Annotated in this window: 15 protein-coding genes and 1 pseudogene; 7 read left to right on the top strand and 9 right to left on the bottom strand. The window is 59.6% G+C overall.

Translation table 11 applies throughout. The features are described 5' to 3' along the window. Nucleotides 1–79: 79 nt before the first annotated feature. From IPM54_27975 to IPM54_28000, 6 genes and pseudogenes are all read left to right on the top strand, one after another. A pseudogene (locus IPM54_27975) lies at nucleotides 80–502 on the top strand (universal stress protein). A gap of 177 nt (nucleotides 503–679) precedes the next feature. Beyond that, entirely contained in the window at nucleotides 680–1,102 is a 423-nt protein-coding gene (locus IPM54_27980) for a pyridoxamine 5'-phosphate oxidase family protein (GenBank protein ID MBK9263632.1), read from the top strand. 249 nt (nucleotides 1,103–1,351) lie between these two features. Continuing rightward, on the top strand, nucleotides 1,352–3,673 hold the full coding sequence (locus IPM54_27985) for a DUF4215 domain-containing protein (protein ID MBK9263633.1): 2,322 nt from the start codon (nucleotides 1,352–1,354) through the stop codon (nucleotides 3,671–3,673). A 311-nt stretch (nucleotides 3,674–3,984) separates the two neighbouring features. Further along, entirely contained in the window at nucleotides 3,985–5,124 is a 1,140-nt protein-coding gene (locus IPM54_27990; protein ID MBK9263634.1) for a transposase, read from the top strand. A 269-nt stretch (nucleotides 5,125–5,393) separates the two neighbouring features. Continuing rightward, a complete protein-coding gene (locus IPM54_27995) occupies nucleotides 5,394–5,978 on the top strand; it encodes a metallophosphoesterase family protein (GenBank protein ID MBK9263635.1) in 585 nt (194 codons plus the stop codon). Nucleotides 5,979–6,151: 173 nt separating this feature from the next. Continuing rightward, entirely contained in the window at nucleotides 6,152–7,855 is a 1,704-nt protein-coding gene (locus tag IPM54_28000; GenBank protein ID MBK9263636.1) for an AAA family ATPase, read from the top strand. 17 nt (nucleotides 7,856–7,872) lie between these two features. On the opposite strand, the gene IPM54_28005 is transcribed toward IPM54_28000, so the two are convergent. The 8 genes from IPM54_28005 to IPM54_28040 all read right to left on the bottom strand — a co-directional run bounded on the left by IPM54_28005 (nucleotide 7,873) and on the right by IPM54_28040 (nucleotide 18,797). Next, on the bottom strand, nucleotides 7,873–8,556 hold the full coding sequence (locus IPM54_28005; protein MBK9263637.1) for a hypothetical protein: 684 nt from the start codon (nucleotides 8,554–8,556) through the stop codon (nucleotides 7,873–7,875). 785 nt (nucleotides 8,557–9,341) lie between these two features. Further along, a complete protein-coding gene (locus IPM54_28010; protein MBK9263638.1) occupies nucleotides 9,342–10,436 on the bottom strand; it encodes an HmuY family protein in 1,095 nt (364 codons plus the stop codon). Further along, nucleotides 10,433–12,274 carry a TonB-dependent receptor gene (locus IPM54_28015; GenBank protein MBK9263639.1) on the bottom strand — a complete coding sequence of 614 codons (1,842 nt, stop codon included), beginning with the start codon at nucleotides 12,272–12,274 and terminating at the stop codon, nucleotides 10,433–10,435. Before IPM54_28015 ends, IPM54_28010 begins: the two co-directional genes overlap by 4 nt. Before the next feature lie 272 nt (nucleotides 12,275–12,546). Next, nucleotides 12,547–13,965 carry an HTTM domain-containing protein gene (locus tag IPM54_28020; GenBank protein ID MBK9263640.1) on the bottom strand — a complete coding sequence of 473 codons (1,419 nt, stop codon included), beginning with the start codon at nucleotides 13,963–13,965 and terminating at the stop codon, nucleotides 12,547–12,549. Further along, nucleotides 13,952–15,073 (bottom strand): imelysin family protein, encoded by a 1,122-nt coding sequence (locus IPM54_28025; protein MBK9263641.1) that lies wholly within the window; start codon nucleotides 15,071–15,073, stop codon nucleotides 13,952–13,954. Before IPM54_28025 ends, IPM54_28020 begins: the two co-directional genes overlap by 14 nt. Beyond that, nucleotides 15,070–16,473 carry a c-type cytochrome gene (locus IPM54_28030; GenBank protein ID MBK9263642.1) on the bottom strand — a complete coding sequence of 468 codons (1,404 nt, stop codon included), beginning with the start codon at nucleotides 16,471–16,473 and terminating at the stop codon, nucleotides 15,070–15,072. Before IPM54_28030 ends, IPM54_28025 begins: the two co-directional genes overlap by 4 nt. A 5-nt stretch (nucleotides 16,474–16,478) precedes the next feature. Continuing rightward, on the bottom strand, nucleotides 16,479–17,669 hold the full coding sequence (locus tag IPM54_28035; protein ID MBK9263643.1) for an iron-regulated protein: 1,191 nt from the start codon (nucleotides 17,667–17,669) through the stop codon (nucleotides 16,479–16,481). A gap of 336 nt (nucleotides 17,670–18,005) precedes the next feature. After that, nucleotides 18,006–18,797 (bottom strand): class I SAM-dependent methyltransferase, encoded by a 792-nt coding sequence (locus tag IPM54_28040; protein ID MBK9263644.1) that lies wholly within the window; start codon nucleotides 18,795–18,797, stop codon nucleotides 18,006–18,008. 790 nt (nucleotides 18,798–19,587) lie between these two features. Between IPM54_28040 and IPM54_28045 the strand changes: the two genes are divergently transcribed. After that, nucleotides 19,588–21,804 carry a hypothetical protein gene (locus IPM54_28045; GenBank protein ID MBK9263645.1) on the top strand — a complete coding sequence of 739 codons (2,217 nt, stop codon included), beginning with the start codon at nucleotides 19,588–19,590 and terminating at the stop codon, nucleotides 21,802–21,804. Nucleotides 21,805–21,865: 61 nt separating this feature from the next. On the opposite strand, the gene IPM54_28050 is transcribed toward IPM54_28045, so the two are convergent. Further along, nucleotides 21,866–23,395 (bottom strand): mechanosensitive ion channel family protein, encoded by a 1,530-nt coding sequence (locus IPM54_28050; GenBank protein ID MBK9263646.1) that lies wholly within the window; start codon nucleotides 23,393–23,395, stop codon nucleotides 21,866–21,868. Nucleotides 23,396–23,426 lie beyond the last annotated feature (31 nt).

Genomic DNA, 23,426 nt, shown 5'->3' on the forward strand with positions numbered 1-23,426 from the left:
CCCTACGCATTACCAACGACCGTCGCCGGTCCAGAAATTGCCCCGCGTCGAATCGTCCTCCCATCATCGAGGCATCGGCATGGTGCAGACAGCGATTCCGACTCCACGGGCGGTGCGTGAAATCCTATTCGCTACGGATTTTTCCGAAGCTTCGCGCATTGCGGGCGAAGTTGCACACGCCTACGCGCAACAATTTGGCGCACGCCTGCACATCCTTTACGTAGAGCGGCCGCGTGTGCCGGTGACGATAAGGTCGACCCTCGAACAGTTGGCCGCAGAGCTTGGCGTCGGCATTCGCGTCGAAACGTCGGTCGCATCGGGAAATGCTGCAGAAGAAATCGTCCGGTACGCGCGGCATCATTCGATCGATCTGATCGTCGTCGGCGCTCACGGCCACACGGGCTCGACGAGCGTGCTGCTCGGGAGCGTCGCCGAACGCGTTGCGCGCACGGCTCCTTGTCCGGTCGTCACGGTTCCTTGGATTCAGCGGGTCGAGGGCAAACAGCCGGAAGTGCCCCAAGAAAGCAGACGCTGTCCGGCTTGCGGCACTCCAACGGACGACCTCCTTTGCGAAGCGTGCCGCGCACGAATTCGTGCTCTGGGTTCGCCAGCGCCGGCGTTCGCAGGCCGGGGGTTTTCCGGCGAGCTCACGCAAGACGAGATTGACGAAGTCCTGCGCATGGAAATCATCGGGCATCTCGGGTGCCACGCCGATGACCGGACGTACGTCGTACCGATTGGCTACGTCTATCGCGACAACGGCATTTACGTACATTTGGACGAGGGCCTCAAGGTGCGCATGATGCGCAACAATCCGCGCGTCTGTTTTCAGGTCGATCACATCAAGGATCTCGCCAATTGGCGTAGCGTCATCGCCTGGGGCGTCTTTCGAGAGCTCCACGGCCCAGAAGCAACCGATGGCCTCTTGCGAATTCGAATGCGTCTGACGTCCCTCACGGCAATCGAAGGCACCCGACCAACGCCTTCGTACGACGCGAAGATGTACGAAGGCTCCGACCATCGACCCGTCTCCGGCGGCCGCGAAGCGGTCATCGGTCGCATCGATGTCACCGAGAAAACTGGGCGCTTCGAACGGCGATGAGAAGCCGTGACGGCGTAGCTATGTTCACAAAAACGAGGTTACGCACTTAGATTGTGGGGCACCTCTCTCGGGGCATCGCTTTCCCCAAGTGGTTGGCACCTTTTTCCATCGCGCCGTTTGGGCCGATCATTTTCCCCACGGATCAACAGAAAGACGATAATGTGACCTCCAGAAGGCTTGCTTGCGCAAGCCCCTTGCTTAGGAGGCCGTCGGGCCTTCCAAGGTGCCAACCACTTCGGAGGAGTAATCGTGCGCACTTATTGGTATTCGCCTCGGCTTGCGACGTTCGTGGCCATCATGGGCTTTGCCGCAACTGCACCTTTTGCTGGGTGCGGCGGTGATGCCGTAACCATCAAGCCCAACGGGACGGGTGGTGATGGTGGTGGAGGTGGCGGGGACTTGGGCGTTTGCGGCAATGGCAAGCTCGAGTCTGCGGAAGCTTGTGATGATGGAAACCTCGTTGGCGGGGACGGGTGCGAGCCCGATTGCAGTTACACCTGCAACAACGCGAGCCCTGCGACGGGCGATGCCAAGTGTGACGATATGGATCCGTGTAATGGCCAGGAAACTTGCCTGGACGATCACACGTGTTCGAAGGGGACTGCCGCGGACGACGGAAAGGATTGCGGCAATGGGCAGATCTGCGTCGCGGGTGTTTGCAGTCCTGATCAATGCGGCGACCTTTTCAAGAGCGAATCCGAGGAATGTGACGACGGCAATGTCACGAATGGCGATGGCTGCAATGATTGCAAATTCTCGTGTTTGTCCTCGGATCCTTTGCGTGATTGCACGAACCTCGATCCATGCCTCGGCACGGTTTGCGACGACGCGACGCATACCTGCGGCAATCCCCTTGGTGAAGGCGCCTACTGTGGTCAGGGCCAAGTTTGCAAGGGCGGCACTTGTACGCCGACCGTTTGCGGCGACGGTGTACTCGAATTCGGCGAAGTTTGCGACGACGGCAACCTCGTCGATGGCGACGGCTGCGACGCCAATTGCACGCTTTCCTGCGTCGATCCAGCCGCCGATTGTCCCATCGCGCCGACATGCCAGATTGCAGCGTGCAGTGCGGCCAATGTGTGCACGACGAATCCTGTCGCAGTAGATCCGGCGTGTGTGGCACCGAGCTCGTGTCAAAATGGTGCTTGCCAAGCTCCCACTGCCGTGTGCGGCAACGGTTTTCTGGAAATTGGCGAAGCTTGCGATTTTGGGGCTGGAAACGGCACCAACACGGGTTGCGAAGACAATTGTACACTATCGTGCATGACGGACGTCGATTGCAACGACATGAATACGTGCGACGGCACGGAAACGTGCACCGACACGCTCCAGAACGGTCAAATTGGGAGACGGTGTGCAGCGGGCATGAACGAGCCGAACTGCTCGGCATGCGCAGGCGGCCTTTGCAACAATGGTACGTGCACGGCATCGGCGTGCGGTGACGGGTGCCTCGACACGATGGCGGGCGAACAATGCGAACCGCCTGGATCCGCAACATGCGACGCGATGTGCAAAACCATCATCGTGGCCATTTGTGGCAATGGCACGCGCGAGCCTTCCGAGCAATGTGACGACGGCAATACGACCAACCTGGACGGCTGCAGTGCCACGTGCACCTTCGAGCAGCTACAGCGTGCCAATTGGCTCGCCATGCAATATGGCACGGACACGTATTGCACCGCCAACCGCCTTGGCAGCGCCATTGCAACGGCAGGTCAAAGCACGATTTCCGACGCCATCACTGCCAGCGTCAAGGACGGATCCATCACGATCATCTTCCAGATGCTCGATCTCGACGATTTGAGCGGCACCAGCGATCCCATGTTGCAGCTCGGATCGACGACCGGAATACCCATCATTCCTGCCGGCACTGTATACGATGGCGCTGCAGACCTCGATTGGTGGTACACGATCGACACGCTCACGCTGGATGCTGCCCGCGTGCCAACGGGCAAACTGAGCGCCAGCATTGCGGGCAAAACGCTCAATGCGGGCCCCGGCTCGCTGTTCCTCACCATCAATCTCGGCGGCGTCCCCGCACCGCTCAACATGAACAACGTCAAAATCGAGGCGAGCATCGGCAATGCGACCATGCCACTCGTGTCCATGGGAGCTCCGCCGGGCCATCTCGCTTCGGAAAACCTTGATCCGGCGCTTCAGAGCTTCGAGACGATGGGGCAACCGAATGCCAATGGTGCAGCCAAGCTTTGCGGGAACGTGTCTGCCGCTTCGCTTGCGCAGGTGCCCGTTCCGGCGGTATTGCTCTCGGGCAGCACCGCTTGCAGCCAAGGGTATACCGCGGCAAACAGTTTGCTCGATGTCATCGTCGGCGGCTGTACGGCTTTGGGCATCATTCCTGTGATCATCGCGCGCCAGCCCGATACGCACGATCCAAACCTGACAAACCTTGGCGCAGGTCCCCCCTACACGCTCACGCGTAACACGACGACCAAACAGGTCAATGGATGCCGGGACATGAACAACGTCGCCGTGCCGCTATTCGAATGTCTACAGGACGCGGCGTACTCGGCGTACTTTAAGTTCGCGACCGATCGCGTCATCGGCAAGTGAATTGAAAACGTACGGCACGCCCCCACAAGGTGCCAACCACTTTTGTGGGCGTAACGCGACCTACAGCAAACACAAGGTGCAACGCGTCCCACGCGATAGAAGGTGCCAGAAGGTGCCAACCACTTTGGGGCGCCCAACTTTGGGGCGCCCAGACTTGGACGTGCCAACCACTTAGGGGTGCGCAAGCTCCAAACCCAGGCCAAAGATGCCGACCGAAAAAAAATTCGTCAAATCACGCAACTGGCTCCTCGCCCGGTCGATGTATAGGTATGCGACGACTGCGACAACTTCTCGCTACCGAAATTTATTTTGTGACCATCCGAACCATCGAGGGGCGTTTCGCACTCAGCCCCTATGCATGTCCACGTGCCTGGCAAGAGTCTGAATATCGGCAGGTCGACTGGGAAAACAAGCTCGCGATGATCGAACGCGGACGTGCGTGCGTCGAGGCAACCGAAGCGCTCACGGACATGATCGGACTCTCGGAAACCAATCATACGTCACGCCCCGAGATTCCCTATGACACATTTACCAATTCGATTCCCAACATCATTGGCAGCTGCATGGCGCGCGGCGTTGCAATGTTCGGCGTGCATCTGTACGGTTTCGTTTGGATGAGCAACCACGCGCACTTGCTTTTACGGGCCCCGAAGAAAAACTTCGCAGACTTCATGGCGTATTTGAATGGTCAGATCGCCGTCAATGTGAATCGGTTTCTTGGGCGAACAAATCAATTGTGGGCGCGACGCTATGCGGCTGCTCAAGTGTTGGACGATGCCGCAGAGCTCGAAATGCTGGGGTACCTCCTCGCCAATCCGCAAAATGCGGGGATTGCAAGTTCCATCAGCGATTGGCCAGGGTTGTCGAGCGCCGCGTTCTTTTTCCAAAACCGCAACCAACGATTCTTGTGTTTCGACCGGACAGCTTGGCACAACAATGGCCGGCCAAGCAACATTGCGCCATTCCTGTCGACCGTGACGCTCGAACACAAGCTATTGCCACAACTGTCGCGACTCGACAAGAAAAAGCTCCGAAGAAAATTGCGTCGATTGATCAATGAGAAGCTAAAACCATCGCCCGTTGCCGACACTCATGTCCAGCTCGCACCTGCCCCCCCGATTCGACGGCAACTGCTCGCACGCACGGTCATTCCAACCGAAAGGCCCGCGCCATCTAAGCGCAAGCGCTCACATCAGCCACTTTGCCATACGACGAAGCCGTCGTTGTGGCAACTGTATCACAAATGGTATCGTGAATTTCGCATTGCATTTGCAGACAGCTCACTCGAGTACAAACGTGGCAACACGGATGTGGAATTTCCACCAGGCTCCTTTGCGCCATCCAAATACCCACGAGCACGTTGCTCGAACGATCCAGATGCATTTTCGCGATTGCATCCAACGCGCCAGAATTTGGAAATCGCAGATGCACGCGCCAAGCTAGCAGCATAAAGAGAAAGCGCTGCGCACACGCAATGGGGGCGTGCGTGCGCCGTGCAATGTATTAGACATTCCGTTGCGGATTCGCAGGTACTGGTTTGCGTCGTGCAACCGGCTTGCGATGTGAACTGGACTGTCGCTCCCAATGACGGAGTCGCTGGAACTCGGGACCTCGTAACGCCAAGTTTCTCGGCCCTAAGTGGCTGGCACCTGTTCTTGGCAGGTCTGGCCGGCACGGCCGGCCTTTCCAGGCGCCTTGATTGGTGCTACCAAGCCGCGCCGTGAGAACGCGTTCGCAGACACCGACCAAGCTGATCCATCGGCGACAGACGCTCGAGGTCCCCAGCGCGGGTGCGCGTCTGGTGCTCGTCGCCGACACACACAGCGCGCCGCATCCGGAAAGTGCGAAACACATCGCGGCGCAGCATCCAACGCACATCCTGCACGCTGGCGACATTGGCGACCTCGGGGTGCTCGACCAGCTCGCGAAGCTATCCAACGTGACCGCCGTGCGGGGCAATATCGATGTCCACGCGCACGATCTCCCGGACGTCATCACGATTGACGTGCGTGACCTCGACGGCCCGCTCGTCACGCTGCTTCTCGTCCACATTGCTGTGTACGGGCCCAAGCTGCGTGCGGAAGTCGCGAAACTCGCACATGCAGAGGGCGCATCGATCGTCGTCTGCGGCCATTCGCACGTGCCGTTCATGGGGCGGGACAAGGGGGTCGTCATCGTGAATCCGGGCTCCATTGGCCCGCGGCGATTCCAGCTTCCGATTGTGTTTGCAACGATGGACGTGAGCCGCGAGCGGATATCGATGCAGCACGTGAGCTGCGAGACGGGGCAGCGGTGGGAGCCCTGATGAATTACTGAGACAGGTGCGTCCCGGCATTTTTGGCGGGACGCCCGAAGTGGTTGGCACCTTTTTCCGAAGTGGTTGGCACCTTTTTCGGAAGGAAAAACTGCGCCTGCCCATGCCCGCTTGACATACCACGGGCGCCAAGTAACAGTGGCCAGCGAGTTCGGGGTCGCGTCATGAAAAAATTTCGTCCTGCCATCGGTTACTCGGACTTTCGCGAGCTGCGCGAAGCGGGGCTCAGCTACGTCGACAAGACGAGCTTCATCACCGAAATCCTCGACGACTCCAGCAAGGTGCTGCTTTTCCCGCGGCCTCGACGATTCGGCAAGACCATTAACCTGTCGATGCTCGGGCACTTCCTCCGCAAGACGAACGAAGATCTTCTCCCGTTGTTCGCGGGCCTCGAGGTCACCAAGAACGCCGAGACCATGGCGCACTTTCAACAATACCCGGTCATCTTCGCCACGTTCAAAGACGTCAAAGCCAAGACATTCGCCGATGCGCTCGATGGAATCCGTGCTCAGATCGTTACTGCGTACCGCGAGCACCGTTACTTGCTCGACGAGAACAAGCTCGATGCGACGATCGCGCGGGAGTTCCAACGTGTGCTGACGGGCGAGGCCACCGCGAACGAGCTTCAGTATGCGTTCTTCTGGCTCTCGAAAGCCCTTCATGAACACCACGGCAAACGTGCTGTCATTTTGATCGACGAATACGACACTCCGGTACAGTCCGGCTATGCCCATGGCTTTTTCGATGACGTCGTGTTGTTTTTCCGCAACTTCTTTTCAGCGTGCCTCAAAGACAACAGCGCGCTTTTCAAGTCGGTGCTCACGGGCATCTTGCGCGTGTCCAAAGAAAACATGTTTTCAGGCCTGAACCATATCGATGTTCGGACGATCCTCCACGAGCCCTACAGTACGTCCTTCGGATTTACCGAAGACGAAGTCGCTTCCATCGTCGAGCCTGCGCATTTGGAAGAAGTCCGCTCGTGGTACAATGGGTACGTTTTTGGCGGGCACGTCATCTACAATCCATGGTCGATTCTCCATTACATCAAAAACGGCGTCTTGGAGCCCTATTGGGTGAACACCGCTTCGAACGAGCTCATCGAGCGGCTTGCGCTCAAAGAGGGTCTCGGTTTGTCCGACACATCGGCTGCGCTCTTGAACGGAGGCACCATCGACGTGCAAATCGATTCCAACATCGTCTTGCGCGACATCGATCGGATTCCCGAAGCGTTCTGGAATTTTTTGCTCTTCGCGGGATACTTGAAGGTCGTCGATTTGCAGCTCGACATGGGACGATATCATGGAAAACTCGCCATACCCAATCGCGAAGTGAACATCGTGTATCAGGACCTCTTTCGCATGTGGCTCGCCAAAGCCGATCCGACATCGGATGACACGAAAACCGTCGTCAAAGCGCTGCTTGCCGGAGATGCTGCCACGGTGCAAGAGAGCCTCGGTCGGATCCTCCTCACGGCCATGTCCTATTACGATGCGGCGGGAGCGAAGCCCGAAAAACTCTACCACGGGTTCGTCCTGGGTCTGCTCGTGCACTTGGAGAAGCAATACGAAATTCGGTCCAATCGAGAATCCGGTTATGGTCGTGCCGACATGATCATGCGACCAAGAACTTCTGGGCGCCCTGGCGTGGTCATCGAATTCAAGGTGCTCGACAGCCCGCGAAAAACCGTGGACGGTGTGCTCAAAGAAGGTGCCCAGCAAGTGCGCGAGCTGCGGTACGCGAGCGAGCTTGCCGCGGCCGGCGCGTCACCGGTTTACGAATACGTGATGACGTTCGATGGAAAACAGACGTGGGTGAAGCGTGTGGAAGAAGTCTTGGGGGAGGCGTCGTCGGTCGAGCGCACGTTTTGAAAGCGCGAGCGTACATCTCAAGGTGGTTGGCACCTTGCGGAGTGCGGCACCTTGCGGGGTGCGTTCGGTATTCGGAGGGGATCGTGCCAGCGACGAGGGCGGCGAGAGCGGCTCCCCATCGCCGCGCCCACGTCACGCAGCGGCTGCGACAGGCTCGGTACGGGCGATTCGGTACGCGCTTTCGTCACGCCGACGGCTTCGCCGTACAGCTTGTGAATGCGTCGCACTTCTTTCAGAAACTCGGGGCCGGCAATGGCGTTGATGTCCGCCTCGAGGTTCTCTTCGTCAATGCGCTCGATGCGCTTTTGCGTCTCCGCCCATTGGCTCGCGTAATCGTCCTTCAAGAAAGACACGCCATTCGGAAACAGCGTCGCCAGGATTGCTTGCGCTCGTGCCGCGAGCGGATACGTCTCCGCGGGAAGTCCCGAGTAGTCTTCGATGCGCCCGACGAGGCGGCTCATGGCATTGTCCGCGAGCACGTCGACGGGTCGCGCATCGGCGCGTTTTTCCACGCGATCGCGCGCCTTCCACGCCGATTGCAAAACGATGACCTTCTGACGAAGCGCCTTTGCGGCCTTCTTGACCGCCGCGGGCGCTTTCTTCGGCACCGCCGCGAGCAGCTTGATGGAAAGCGCTATCGCGCTTGGCACATCGAGCTTCGGAGCACGCGCGTACCGCGACGGATCGAAATCGTCATCCATGATACCTCCAAGGTGTATACGAGCGCCATATCCGCGCGGAAAGCCTGCGTCAAAGAGGTTTCAGTGTCTAGGCGGACGACTTTGGCAGTCATGAGACGCAGAACATCGATCGCGCAGGTGGCAGAAGGTCCCGGAACGATGCCAAGACGACCGCGTGAGGTCCGAGGACATCTCCATGGCGATGTGCACATCGATGACCGGAGGTGCGTGAACCTCGGCGAGTCATGTGAACATCGATCGGGAAGGTTCCGGGACATCACCAACGCGATGTGAACATGGGTGGCCGGAGGTTCGGGAAGGTGTGCGGGTCATCCGAACATCGATCGCGAAGGTTCCGGGACATCGACCAGCGATGTGAACATCGATGGCCAAAGGTGCGCGGACCTCGGAGAGCCATGTGAGCATGAGCGGTGCGCGCAAGAGCGCCATCCGCGTCCCTCGCGGGAGTGCAAGCGCCGACAGCAGAATCACCACGGCACCCGCGCCGATGCCAAACGCGCCAGAACGTAGGTGCTGCAGAGCCAGGGGGAGAAAGTAGTCGGGATTCACAGGCTATCTTGTGTCGTCAAGGTTATGGGTGGATCAGCGGCTGCATTGTTTCGCGCAATGACAATCGCTGTTGCAGTCCTCGTAGCCTGCCATCTTCCAGTCGATTGTTTCGAAAGGCGTCTCAATGCATTTCGGGCGCAAGCATGGTCTCGAGACGCGGCGCCAGCTCGGAGATGGCGGCGGGGTATACGGCAGGAGATAGCTCGTCGCAGCGGTATTGGACGAGCAGGGATTCGCTACAATCCTTCGGGCCGAATGCGCAATACGACCTTGCCAGGGCTTTCTTCCGTTGGGCCCTCGAAGCGATCGAAGACCAAAAGATAACGCGTCACCCCATCGGCCGCCATCGTGAGCCACGAAAAATTCGCCGGTGCTTTCGGATTCGTCGCCGGATCCACCCAGTAATCGGAGAATGCGCTGATCACGCGATCGCCACGCCAAACCAAATTCGCTGCCGTGAGCTCGGAATGACCCACCGCATCGAATCGAGCCAGCTCCGTGTCCGCCGTGCGCTCTCTCAATATCGCAAGCGTTTCGTTCTTCGACTCGCCCGCGTGCAAATCGACCGCCGTCACCCCGCGCGGACCCCCAAGCTCGCCATTGACGCTGATCGTCGCGCGACGAAAACAAAGGTGCCAATCTTTCGTGGCCAGGGCGCTCGCAGGTGTGTGAAAAACACGCGCCCCACTGCCCAAATCGAGGCACTCGCTCGGCACGTCGTCCGCAGGCTGCGATCCGCCCGCCGTGCCGTCGATATCAACGAGCTCTTGCGTCGGCCCCGCGCCGGAAGACGTCACTTCGGCCCAGCGCAATCGATAGATCGCCGCAATCGGCGCTCCTTGCATTTCGCCGTAATAACCGAGGATCTGCACCTTCCAGAGTTTGTCCCCCTCGCGCACACCAAACACATGGTACCGCACCCAAAGCACGTGCATCATCGGATCGTACGCCCAATAATCGCTGAACGGTCCACCCGTTTGGTCTTTCGTGACAAACGGCACCGTGGGCGCAATGCCCTCGTCATAGGTCGCCGCATCGAGCGGCCCGAACGCTCCTCCATCGCCAGGCCCAGAAACACCACTATTCGTAAAAATATCGTATTTCTCGAATGCAATGTCCCAGCTCGAATCCATCGATCCGTCGCCCATGGGGGTCACGATCGCCGGTTCTTTGTACGAAACGAACGTCCTGCTCGACGCAGACACCGGCACTTCGAGCGTTTTGCCAGGGTCCTCATTGGGTGTCGTCCCGGTCGACGAAGGATTGCCAACGGATTCGCTGCATCCGGCAACGAAAAGACAAAGCGCTGCTGCGAAAAATGTTCGATTCATCGTTCCTCCAAGGGATATTCGGCCGTGAGGCCTACGTAGATGGTTCGACCCTGGACCGGACGTTGATCGCCCAATCGATCAGGATCTTTTTGCACGCCGAGCGCATTGAGCACGCCCGCATACGCCTGCGCGCCCGACCATAATGGCCTCGCCAAACGCGCATCGAGCGTCTGAAAGCCCGGCGTTCGCAATCCTTCATCGAGGAATGCGTCGGTGACCATTCGGTATCTCATCACGAGCTCCAAGCGCCACGGTAAATCGCCCCGGATTGCCGTATACACCGTGTGCGGCGGACGCCCCTCGAGCGGCCTTTCATTCTCGTCGTCGCGCGTCCAGAGATACGCATATCCAGCTTCGGCACGCAATCGCTTCGAAAGCGTACACGCAGCATCGATTTGCACGCCAAACGTGCGCGCTCGACCGATGTTTCGATACGTATAATCATCAATGCCGCCCTGACTCGTCGTCGGCCGAATGTCGATATCAATCATGTTGTCAATCCAGTTAGAAAAAACGCCGCCGCGTACAAGCAGGTTTTTCGTCATGCGCAGGCTCACGTCGCCGCTCGTCCCCCAAGATGTTTCTGGCCCAAGGTCCGGATTGCCGAGCACCCGATAACCAAGCGCACCGTGATCGAATGCAAACCCGATTTCCTTGGCCGCAGGCGCTCGAAACCCTCGACCAAGCGAAGCACGCACCGTGACCACGCTCGACGGTTGATACGAAAGAGCGAGCCGCGGGACCGCGACCGCACCATAACGCAAGTGCATTTCACCTCGACCACCGACGAGCACGGTCAATGTATCGATGGGCTTCCAACCGAGCTGCGCATATGCGGCAATGCTGCCAAGCGTCGCGGGCGTCAATTCATCCGCAGTATTCGTACGAATTTGTCCGCTCGCAAATTCGGATTTCGTAAGCTGCTGCGATAGTTTTTCCACTTCGGCCCGCGTACCGACCACCCACGTCCTTCGAGGTCCATCGGCAAACGTCGCCGTCGCCTCGAAGCTTGACAAACTGGCATTTCGCGCACGCAATTCATCGAGCGGCGATTCATAGCGATCCTTTTCCGTCGTATCGAACGCCCATTGTTGTCCCAGCGCCAATCGCAAGGTCGAACCTTTGCCGATATCGATGAGCTCCACGACGTGCACGGCAAATCGATCCGTTCGTTGCGGCAAATCGATACGAAATGCCCCAAGGCCAGGCACAATCTGCGTTTGTCGGCGCTCGGAAGCATCGTGAATCCATCGCACGCGCGCCTGTACGCGCGTACGCGGCCCAATACGCGCGCCCAGCCGAAACCCAATCAATCCTTGAAGCCGGTCGGGCATTGCCAAATCCGGCTGGTCCTCGCGCAGCGCAACACCGTCGGTGCGCACGAAGTTTCCATCGAGCGTCGCCCAAACGCGTTCGCCACGCCATGCCGCATTTCCTTGCGATATGAATCCGCGTCGATTGCGCCCTTCGATGCGCACGCGCCCGCTCACGCCCGGATACAGCGGCTGCCCCGTGACCACATTGACCACGCCGCCAATGGCGCTCGTGCCGTACAACGAGCTCATCGGGCCGGCCACGACTTCGACACGCGCCACATCGGAAAGCGGCATGCGCGACAAATCGATCGCCCCGCCCACGTCGCCAATGACGCGCTCGCCATCCTCGAGCACCAGCACGCGTTGCCGATCGAGGCCCTGGATTTGAATGGCGCTCGGATTGCCGATATCGCCATACGCCGCCGGATTGACCTGCACCCCGAGCTGCCCCGAGAGCGCCTCGGCCACATTCGTTGCACCGCGCCGTTCAGCCTCCTGACGCGTCACCACATCCACGCGCACCGTCGCGCGCTGGCTCTGCTCCGGCGTTCGCGTGCCCGTCACGACGACCTCGACGGCCTTGTCGGCCGCGGGCGGGTCGGTCGCAAGCGCGATACCCGGATACGACAGGAGCAACGTCCATGCGACGAGCGAAACCACGCACCGGCCTCGTCGAGGAACCAAAGCGGCGCTAGCGTTGGAGGAGCGTTTGTCCATGTGGCTGTGCCATTTCAAAAATCACTCGACCCATAAGCCAAATTCTGGTTTCTCATAATTCGAAACATACAACATCATCAGTGCCTTTTTTGAGACACATAGCCAACGTTGATTTCATCCTTTAGCGGCAAAATCCACCGCTTCGGCCAAAGCGAATCCTCTTCGGCAGCGAGGTTCACCATGGGATCGACGAGCCTCTGGCTCGGGCGCCCGTTCATCGTGACAAACGCATCCGCACGGACCTCGACGTCCCTGCCCTGCCGTTTTTCCTCGGCCGCAATGTGCTTGGCAAACTCGAGGATCATGTCGGGGCTCATCGACATCATCTTCGTTTGCAGCGGCGAAAGATATTGTGACGGTTCCACAACAAACGCCCGACCGGTGGATTTATCGCGCACGTGATATTCGACAAAGCCCATTTTTTCGACGAGCATCACGCGCCATGCGAAACGAAACCCTTCTTCGGTCCACGCCGTGTTGCCCGGATACAGGAAACGACGCAAAGGAAGCCCAATTTGCACGACGACGTGCACGCACAAGAGCGCCACGCCGAGCCGCTGCATGCGTGAGAGGCGCCCGGAATAGGCAGGCTCTTTCGGAGTGATTTCAATATTTTCCGAAATCGCGTTCCGTTTCCACGACAGCTTTGCAAGGAGTTTCCTCGGCCAGTTCGGCGAGAAAAACACGAGCGCCGAACCCGCCATCACCCAAGGAAAAATGCCGATCGGGAAAAGCGTTCCGGTGATGACGTGGAAAACGACGACGGTCGCGTACGCATAGGGGCGCGTTCGCGCATGGAGCAGGAAAAACACGATGGAAAGATCAAACGCTGCCCCGAAGAGACTCGCCGCATGCGCCACCCAGCGCTCGGCGAGCAGCGGCCCGACAATGGGAATGCCTGTATGCGCCGAAAGCCAAATACCGAGCGGTTCTCCTCGCAAAAGCCAATCCGGTCCAAGCTTTGCCACACCCGCAAAAAAGTACACGATGCCAATTTGGAATCGCAAAAGCCACAGCACCCACGCAGGCGCCGTATCGCTTCGCAGATGCGGTTTGCGTAATGCATCAATCGATGCTGCGTGGTGAAGCGGCATGAAGATCATCAGCAGCGACAGCAAGCTGACGAGGTAATAATGGTTCAGGTAGGTCGCTTTTTCGACGAGCTCCACGTAGGTGAACGTGACGAAAAAGAGTGCCGCTCCTGCCCGGTAGAACAGCCCCAGCATCACGAGCAAGCTCGCAAGGCCCAAGACCGCGAAATGGATGTACATTCCTACGCCTGGCCAGGGCGATATCCAGGAAAAACCCAGCCAGTGGAAATGGAACGGCGGAGCAATGTAAATGTCGCGAATCCATCCGTACGCCCAAAAGCGCACGACACTCGCGAACATCAGCGCGCCAAAAAAGATCCGAAACGCGGCCAGCGACGCGATGTCGACCCGTTCGAAAAGCCTTTGCACGAGGCGCGAACCAGAACTGTTTTCAGTCGCCGTCATTGTCGGTCAAGAGAATGTTGATTCCAAGCACGCTCGCGACGTCGGTGTTCATTCGAATACGTACCGTCCTCACCGCTGCATGCGTGGCCGTGACGGAATCTGGATGATCCGTGACCGCAAGACGCAGCGGAGGAGGAATTTCCGATACTTTCGCCAGCGCGTCCGTGAGCGCCTGCTTTACCGCGGCATCGATCGCAGGGCTTTTTGCCGCCACGAGCACCGTCAAACCATTGCCGCTTTTTTCGCCGTGACGCCCAAGATAAACTTCTTCCACACCCAGCAAATTGTGGCGCAAATCTTCGATGGAATGGTCGCTGAATCGTGACTCCACGAGCGATGCATCGGGCGTGCCCGTTTTCATGCCGGCCGGCGCAGCCAGCTTGTTTTCGTTCACAACTTGCAAGGCGGCATTCAGCAAATTGACCACACGACTGACGCCATGGTAACCTGATACGAACGTCGTGCTGCCCGTTCCAGCTTTGGCAACTTGATCGACGAATCCGCCACCTTCCGGGCTCCACGCAGCTTCCAATGCAGCCGCGTCGTTCGCAAACGTCTCGGCAACGGCCCGTGCATACGCGCAGCGCCGTTTTGCCACAGCATCGGCGCCACCGAGCGACACGAGGATGGACGCATTTCCTCCAATGGGATCGAACATCAAGTATTCGAGCGCCGGCATGCCCTTCGAACTCGTGCCCAGCGACGCAACATGCTCCGCCGTGATCGGTTCCGGCGCCGCCGTGATCGCCATTTCAATGCTATCCGTGCGAACGGGCCAAAAATCGATCGCGGTGCCTAAACGCAGATCGTCGGCGGGACCAAATCGCACGACTTCCGCGTGTTTCCACGGCACGCGCGCCGCACGCCACGCGTCTTGAGCGGCTTTCAACGTTGCATCACTTGGAGAATCGCAGAATGCGGCGACCGATGTCTTGACCTTTTCGGCTTCCGTCGCAAGCTCGCCTTGCAATGGATACATGACGTTATTTGCAAGATCGCGCATGACCCCCTGGTGGAGGGTATCGTCGGCAACGGGCGTGCTGCAGCCAACAAGCCACGCGCTGGCAAGAAGCATGACCGGCACGGATATCCATTTTTTTCGATTCATAACGACTCCACGAAGCGGACCAAGGATTGCCGCTGTTCGAGCGACATGACGCGGAAAGCCTCGCGCGAAGCTTCACCCTCTCCCCCATGCCACATGATCGCCTCCACGATGCCACGCGCACGCCCATCGTGCATCAAATTCGTATGTCCATTGACGACTTCGAGCAGCCCGATTCCCCAGAGCGGCGGCGTTCGCCATTCACGCCCATCCGCATCGAAATCCGGCCGACCGTCAGCAAGTTCGTCACCCATGTCGTGCAGCAGCATGTCCGTGTAGGGTCGAATCGTCTGATTCGATAGCTCCGGATACCCCTCGAACGTCCCCGTTTTGTGCACTGGCGTATGGCATTTTGCGCAGCCAGCTTCGTTGAAGAGCTTTTTACCGCTCAACACGTCTTGATCTTGCCAATCGCGACGCGCCGGCACGGCAAGCGTCGTCGAATAAAACGTCACGGCATGCAGAATGTGGTCACTGCATTCGGGATTTCCGCCATCGGGAGCAGCCGCGCAATCGAGCTGCGCAGCCGTGCATTCTTGTGCTGGAAAAAGTGACGTCGAAATGCCAATGTCGCCCAGAAAGGCTCCCGCGGTTTGCTCGGCAAGGTTCGGCTGATTCGCTTTCCAACCGAATCGACCCAAGACAACTTTCCCAGCCGCAGAATCCCACACCTTGTTTGCCTTACCCGAAATGCCGTCCTCGTCCGCGTCGTCCGGATCGGCCGCGGCAAGGATGTCCGCTTCGGGGATTGCTTCGAGCAGCCCGAGGCCAATCATTTGCGGCGCGACCCGCGGTGAACGCATCGTATCCGCTTGCATGTCGCCTCGATTGAGCGCGAACGAATACGTCGGACGCCGGAGGCTGTACGGTGCTCCATCGGGAAACGTCGCCGGCTGCTCTTCGTACGAGACAAACGCGTCCCCTTCGGGCACGACGCCCGGAATCGCGCGCGGCTGCAGTTGACCACCGTACGTTGGTTCGGGTGCTGGACCGCCATGCTCGGTTTGTCCTGGTACGCTCAGCCGCACGAGCACCGACACGAGCGGCTCGGCTGCGTCTTCCGGGGGACTGCCGCGGCCGTCCAAAAGGTGGCAACCCGAGCACGAACGCGCATTGTAGAGCGGTCCCAGGCCATCGCGCCCCTCGGTGGAAGCAGGCGCGATGACCCAGTTTTCCTTGAAAAACGAATTGCCCACGAAGAACGTGCTGCGTCGTTCCGAGGTCATGTTGCGCGCCGAAAGCGAAAACGCATTCGGCGACGTGTCGAACACCGTCGTCTCGCCGCCCGCGAATTCTTCGCCAGGTTCAGCCTCGAGCCCCGCATTTTGCGCGGGTACTTCCGCGGTGCAACCCACAAGCGCGAGCGCTACGATTCCATTCGCCCATGACCTCGGTCCATGCATGGCCTTCACTCCTCGATGTTGAGCGAAATCCCTAGCAGCGTGGCAATTTCCACAATCGTCGTCGTTTGCTTGCGCAGCGCCTTGATCGCCGCGTCGACGCGCATTCGCCCCTCCGAGCTATCATCGCCCAGAATGGCTTGATCGAACGGCGCGGGTATCGCCTCGATGGCAGCAATGCTTGCCGAAAGCTCCTCCTGCATTCGCTTATCGAGCGCCGCGTCTCGTTCGCGCACCAGCTCGTCGAGCCCCGGCACATCGAGATCCTTGTATTTGCCCAGGTAAACATTTTGAATGCCGCGCGCATTGTTCAGGATGTCGGCAATCGTATTGTCGCTGAAACAAGAATGCTCGTCTTCCTGCTCCTTCGTATCGTAGGCGACCTGCATTCGTTCCCCAGCAAGCTCCGCGCCGCTCAAGCTGCCAATGCCAAGAAGGATGCGCCTGAGAGCCTCCTCGGGCGCCAATTGCACGAACGATGCCCGATACGCGCCACCGTCCGCCCATTCGTCCGCCACGGGCTTCAGATCGGCGATGAGCAGCTTTCCCGTTGCAAGCAGATAATCGCCGCGCCGCTGCTGATTCGACGCCGTACCGCCGGCACCGACGACGTAATCGGTAAACGGCCTCGCTCCAGGTCCGCTGGCATTCTTGTCTTGACCCCACAGGAGAAATTCGATTGCATGGTATCCGGTCGAAATGTTTTTTTCGCCATCCTTTTCGTTGAGCGACGTGAGCAATGGCCCGTCGATGGTCGGGTACGTCATTGAATCGTTGATGATTCCCGCAGCAGGATCGGCATCCACGTAATCGACGTACGATTCATCCATCGGCCACGCATTGATGCGTCCCTCCGGACCGTCGTCGTCATCGATGGGACCACCGTAAAATCGAAATGCCTCGGATTGACCATACGCATTGCGTGCTTCGAGCCACGTAGTCCTGGCCGCACCGAGCGTCGTGTCGGACGGATTGGTAACCAGCGCCCCAAGGGTCGTGTCGATCGCGTTGGCTCCCTCGAGCGCGTCGGTGTATGTGGCAAAAACTACATCCGCATACCCATTGATGACCTTGGGCGCGCTTTCCGCGAGCGGCGGGGGTCCTGAGACCGCATCGGGGCCACAGCCCACGAGCAGCCCAGTCGTGGCGAACACGACCAAGGCTCCGGCGAAGCGTGAAGGAAACCTGAAGTCCACCATGTACCGTTCCTCGTGATGAAGGTGAAAGTGATTTTCATCTTCTATTCTACAAAGACGAACGGCCGTCAAGGTTTTTTCGAGGGTGGCGCCTCAATTGGGAAGTTGGTTGGATGAACTACGCCCGCAAAAGTGGTTGGTACCTTGAGCAGCGGTTGCCGCGTTACGCCCGCAAAAGTGGTTGGCACCTGGGGAAGGTTGGATGGACTACGTCCACAAAAGTGCTTGGCACCTTGGGGAAGCGGTTGGGTGGACTACGCCGACAAAGTTGGCGCGCCCGCGCTAGCACCTTGGGGAAGCGGTTGGGTGGACTACGCCGACAAAGTTGGCGCGCCCGCGTTACTTCTTCGGCTTGATGAACCGCAGCGTCATCCGGTCGCTTTCGCCGATGGCCGCGTACTTCTCGCGATCCTTGTCGCCGAGCTGCAAGGTCGGCGGCAATGTCCACACCCCTTCCGGATGATCCGTCGTGTCCTTCGGGTTTGCATTCACTTCGGACTTCTTGTCCAGCTTGAAGCCCGCGGCTTCCGCCTGCGCAATCACGAATGCTTCGGGCAAATAACCCTTCTTCGCGCTCTCGTCCGGATTCGCATCGGCTTTGGCCCGGTGCTGCTCCACCGCGAGAATACCACCCGGCTTCAAAGCCTTGAACGTTTGAGCCAAAAACCCGGACAAAAGCTTGTCGCGGTGCAGCCCGTGCATCGCGCGCATCACCAGGATCAGGTCCACCTTTTCTTCGACACCGAATTGGATGTTCTTCGGATCGATCACGATCCGTTCCACCTTGCCAAAGAGCTCGGGTGCCCGTTCGAGGAACCTCACGAGTCGCTGGCCATAAAACGTCGAACGAGCCTCCGGCGGACCCTTCGGATCCGTCGTCGTGACGATCAATTTACCTTGTGCCGCGAGCGTCGGTGCGAGGATTTCGGTGTACCAACCTCCGCCGGGGCCATATTCGAGCACCGTCATTTTGGGTGTGAGCCCGAAGAATTTCAGCGTATCGAGCGGATGGCGATCCTTGTCGCGTTCGCGATTGACGGGTGATCGGTGCTCACTTGCAAGCACGGCTTTCAGCGCTGCATCGAGCGACGCGTACTTGCCTTCCGCAAGCTTTTTCGCGGCGGCATGCATGTCCGCGGTGAATCGAGTATCCTCGGCCTTGGCTTCGGCCTCCCACTTTGCCCTGTCGGCGGCGAGTTTCTGTGCGGCTTCGGCTTTTTTCTTTTCCTCGGCGGATGGCTCCGGCGCAGGTGCGGGCGCAGCAGCGGTCGATGTCGCGGCGGCGGTGTCCGCCGGCGTCGCCGTGGGTGCTGGTTCTTTCGGTTCAGGTGAAGATGAACCGCAAGCGACGATCGTCATGGCAAGGCCGGCAATGAGGCTATGTCGTTTCATGCGCGCACTCTTGGCGTGACTCGAGGCAAGAGGCAAGCAATTTCGAGCATCGTTGCTACGAGCCCGAAGTTTCCTCGCCGTTTGGCGCGTTTTGCCATGTCGAAATGTGGTTATCGAAACGCGCGGGTGGAGCGAGGTCCCGAGGCACCGTACGCATCATCGTACCAAGTCGGAAGCATCTTCAATGCGAGCAGGTGCGCCGAATTCGACCACGACAACCGGAGTCATTGCGTCTCGGACAGCCTCGTATCAAGGAGGAACGTATCCCGTGTGTTCTGGACCGCGAGTGCGCCGAGTGTGCGCACGCTCTGGTCGTGACGCGATAGACTGGGGCAAAACAAGCTCAGGCTGGGCACTTTGCGAGATGATTGGACGGAAAAATCATCCGCTATCGCTCGGCCGGTTGATTGCATTGTGACCCGGCCGAGGCGCGAGAGGGGCAAACGGGGGGTTTGCACCCGAGCGCCGGCACGGCTGCATTGAAATGTGGTCGTGGCTGATGGTGACCAGAGGAAAGAGGAGAATCGCGATGAAGCCTGTATCCAAACTCCTACTTACGACCATCGTGGCGGCCAGTGCGCCGCTCTTTAGCGCCTCACATGCATCTGCAGACGCCTCTTATGATACTCGGTTCGGCGACATCAACCGATACATCGACGCCAATGGTAATTTGCGGATTGTTTTCGAGGCAGCTACCGTCGGTCAGCTCGAGGCGCGATTCGCTGCGCATGCGAACGTTCGAGCGGAGATCATGTGCACGAGTCATGGCTGGTCGCGCGGCCAAGCTGCTCGGATTGTTCTGAGCGAGACACTTTATAACGCTGCGCGCTTCCCGATGGCGCCTGGTGGTTATACGCGCGGCCAGCTCGTGCTTTCCTACGACGAGCTGCGCATGCCGTCTGCATGCCCGCTGAACAGCCAGCCGGTTCTCACGCGCCTGACCTACGTGGACATTGCGCTGAGAGACTTGACGACGTTCGACATCGTTCGTCTGCGTAGCATCTCGAGGCGCTACGCCGCCACGTACGGCGACGATGTTGGCGTTGGTCAATACGTGGACGAGCAATTCGACGTTGGCCAAGACTTCTCTGAGGATGACATTGGTCAATACGGCGATGACGATCTCGGCCAGGTTTTTGGCGGCAAAGGCGACGTCGGCCAGGCGTTCCCATCCGGCAAGGGCGACGTCGGACAATCGCAAATGCCCAACATCGGACAGGCTTTCCCGTCCGGAAAGGGCGACATCGGACAATCGCAAATGCCCAACATCGGACAGGCGTTCCCGACCGGAAAGGGCGATATTGGACAATCGCAAATGCCCAACATCGGACAGGCTTTCCCGACCGGAAAGGGCGATATTGGACAATCGCAAATGCCCAACATCGGACAGGCTTTCCCGACCGGAAAGGGCGACATCGGACAAGCGCAGTCGCCCGGACAGTGGCAAATGGCTGGTAAGGGCGACGTCGGTCAGTCGTACCTGCCCGGCAAGGGCGACATCGGACAAGCGCAGCTTCCGAGCAAGGGCGACGTCGGTCAGTCGTACCTGCCCAGCAAGGGCGACATCGGACAAGCGCAGCTTCCGAGCAAGGGTGACGTCGGTCAGTCGTACCTGCCCAGCAAGGGCGACATCGGACAAGCGCAGCTTCCGAGCAAGGGCGATGTCGGTCAGTCGTACCTGCCCAGCAAGGGCGATGTCGGTCAGTCGTACCTACCCAGCAAGGGCGATGTCGGACAATCGCAGATTCCCAGCAAGGGTGACGTCGGTCAGTCGTACCTACCCAGCAAGGGTGACGTCGGACAAGCCCAGACGCCGGGTCAGTGGCAAATGCCCAGCAAGGGCGACATTGGACAGGCGCTCCCGGGCAAGGGTGACGTCGGTCAGTCGTACCTGCCCAGCAAGGGTGACATTGGACAGGCGCTCCCGGGCAAGGGTGACGTCGGACAAGCGCAGGCCGGGCAGTGGCAAATGCCCAGCAAGGGCGACATTGGACAGGTGCTCCCGGGCAAGGGTGACGTCGGTCAGTCGTACCTACCCAGCAAGGGTGACGTCGGACAGGCGCGGCCGGGCGGCAAGGGCGACATTGGACAGGCGCTCCCGGGCAAGGGTGACGTCGGACAAGCGCAGGCCGGGCAGTGGCAAATGCCCAGCAAGGGCGACATTGGACAGGCGCTCCCGGGCAAGGGTGACGTCGGTCAGTCGTACCTGCCCAGCAAGGGTGACGTCGGACAAGCGCAGGCCGGGCAGTGGCAAATGCCCAGCAAGGGCGACATTGGACAGGCGCTCCCGGGCAAGGGTGACGTCGGTCAGTCGTACCTACCCAGCAAGGGTGACGTCGGACAAGCGCAGGCCGGGCAGTGGCAAATGCCCAGCAAGGGCGACATTGGACAGGCGCTCCCGGGCAAGGGTGACGTCGGTCAATCGTACCTGCCCAGCAAGGGCGACGTCGGACAAGCCCAGGCGCCGGGTCAGTGGCAAATGCCCAGCAAGGGCGACATTGGACAGGCGCTCCCAGGCAAGGGTGACGTCGGTCAGTCGTACCTGCCCAGCAAGGGCGACGTCGGACAAGCGCAGTCGCCCGGACAGTGGCAAATGCCCAGCAAAGGCGACGTCGGACAGGCGCAGATTCCTAGCAAGGGCGAAGTCGGACAAGCGCAGTCGCCCGGACAGTGGCAAATGGCCAGCAAAGGCGACGTCGGACAGGCGTTCCCCGGCCAATCGAGCAGCCCCTTCTTCGGCAAGTAAGACCCTGCCCGGTTCACTCCACCCGTAAATCCCCGTCCCCCCGCCCTCTCCCAACCACCCATCACAACTGAAAAAACTGCCGAATCTTGTCGAGCAGCGCCTTGCTCGTCGCTTCGGTCTCCGCCTTCGACCGCTTCTTGCGCGCATTCAAATTCTCCTCCAGCGCAAGCTGACGCTCGACGAATACCCGCGTAATCGGCTCGACGTACTTCGGCTCCGATGCAATCACCGAATGAAACGCCTCCTTGCTCACCTCGACAATCTCGCAATCCGTGAACGCTCGCACCGTCGCCGCGCGCTTTTCGCCCGTCATCAGCGACATTTCCCCGAAAAACTCCCCTGGACCCAATCGCGCCAATTCCGCAACGCTATGCGTCTCGTCCCGGCTCAAACACACCGCAACCTCGCCGCGCTGCACGATGTACAGCGCGCTCCCCGGATCACCCTGCCGAATGACAGCCTCGCCCGGCATGAACGGCAGCGTCCGTGACAACCCCGCCAGCTTGTCGAGCGCCTCTTCCGGCAATAGCCGCAGAAAATCCACTCGCAATAGCGACGATTTGCGCCGCGCCACATCGAGCTTCACCTCCTGCGTGCGCGCTTCCGGCGTCACCGTATGCATCTGCACCGTCCGAATCGGCCGCGCGATCGAAATGCCCGTCCGCTGGAACGCATACCAAATCCGCTGTCGCACATCTGAATCGATGCGATCTCGCTGCGCATAATCGTCAATGAAATACGCAACCCGGTATTCGATTCCGTTTTCCACGAACCTCCACGTCTGCACCACCGGCGGAGGTTCCGCGACAATCCCATCCACGTCCGCCACCACCGAAAGCAGCGCTTCTTCCACTCGGTGCGGCGAAGCCTCGTGCGGCGCCTGCACGAATACATCTCGACGCGACGCCGCCGTCGGACGCGTGAAGTTGCGAATCGTCGACTTTGCGAGCACCCCGTTCGGAATGATCAGCTCGATCTGGTCCCCCGTCAGCACCGTCGTCGCCCGCCAATTGATCTCCACCACGCGCCCTGCGAGCCGCGCATCCGTCTCGACGTTGATCCAATCTCCCACCTCGAACGGCCGTTGCGCTTGAATCGCCAGCCCTGCAAACAAATTCCCCAGCGTCTCCTGCAGCGACAAACCAATCACCGCCGTCAGCAGCGCCGATGTCGTCAGCAGCGACCCCGGATCGACCCCCATTTCGCGCAGCACGATCGCCACCGCGCCCGCGTACACCAGCCATTGCGTGATATCACGCACGATCCGAGGCATCGACTTTGACAGTCGCGCCACCAGGATCCCGTCGACCACCAGCACGAACAGCGCGCGTCCCAGCGCGAAGACCAGAAACACCAGCCCCAGAAGCTCCAGCGCGCGAGCTGCTATCGAGCCTTCCGGCAGCGGCAGCCGGGCGATCATGCACACCAGATGCAGTGCAAACAGCACGAACGGCGTCCGCAAGAGCGTCGCGCGGTCTGCTTTTCGCAGCGCCAGCGCCGACAGCACGAGTATCACGGCACCTGCGCCGATGCCGAACGCGCCAGACCGCAGGTGATGCAGAGCCAATGGAAGGAGTTGTTCAGGATTCACGGCGGTTCGTTCTTGCAGTCCGTGGAAGCTC

The sequence above is a fragment of the Polyangiaceae bacterium genome (assembly GCA_016715885.1).
Classification (GTDB): Bacteria; Myxococcota_A; Polyangia; order Polyangiales; family Polyangiaceae; genus Polyangium.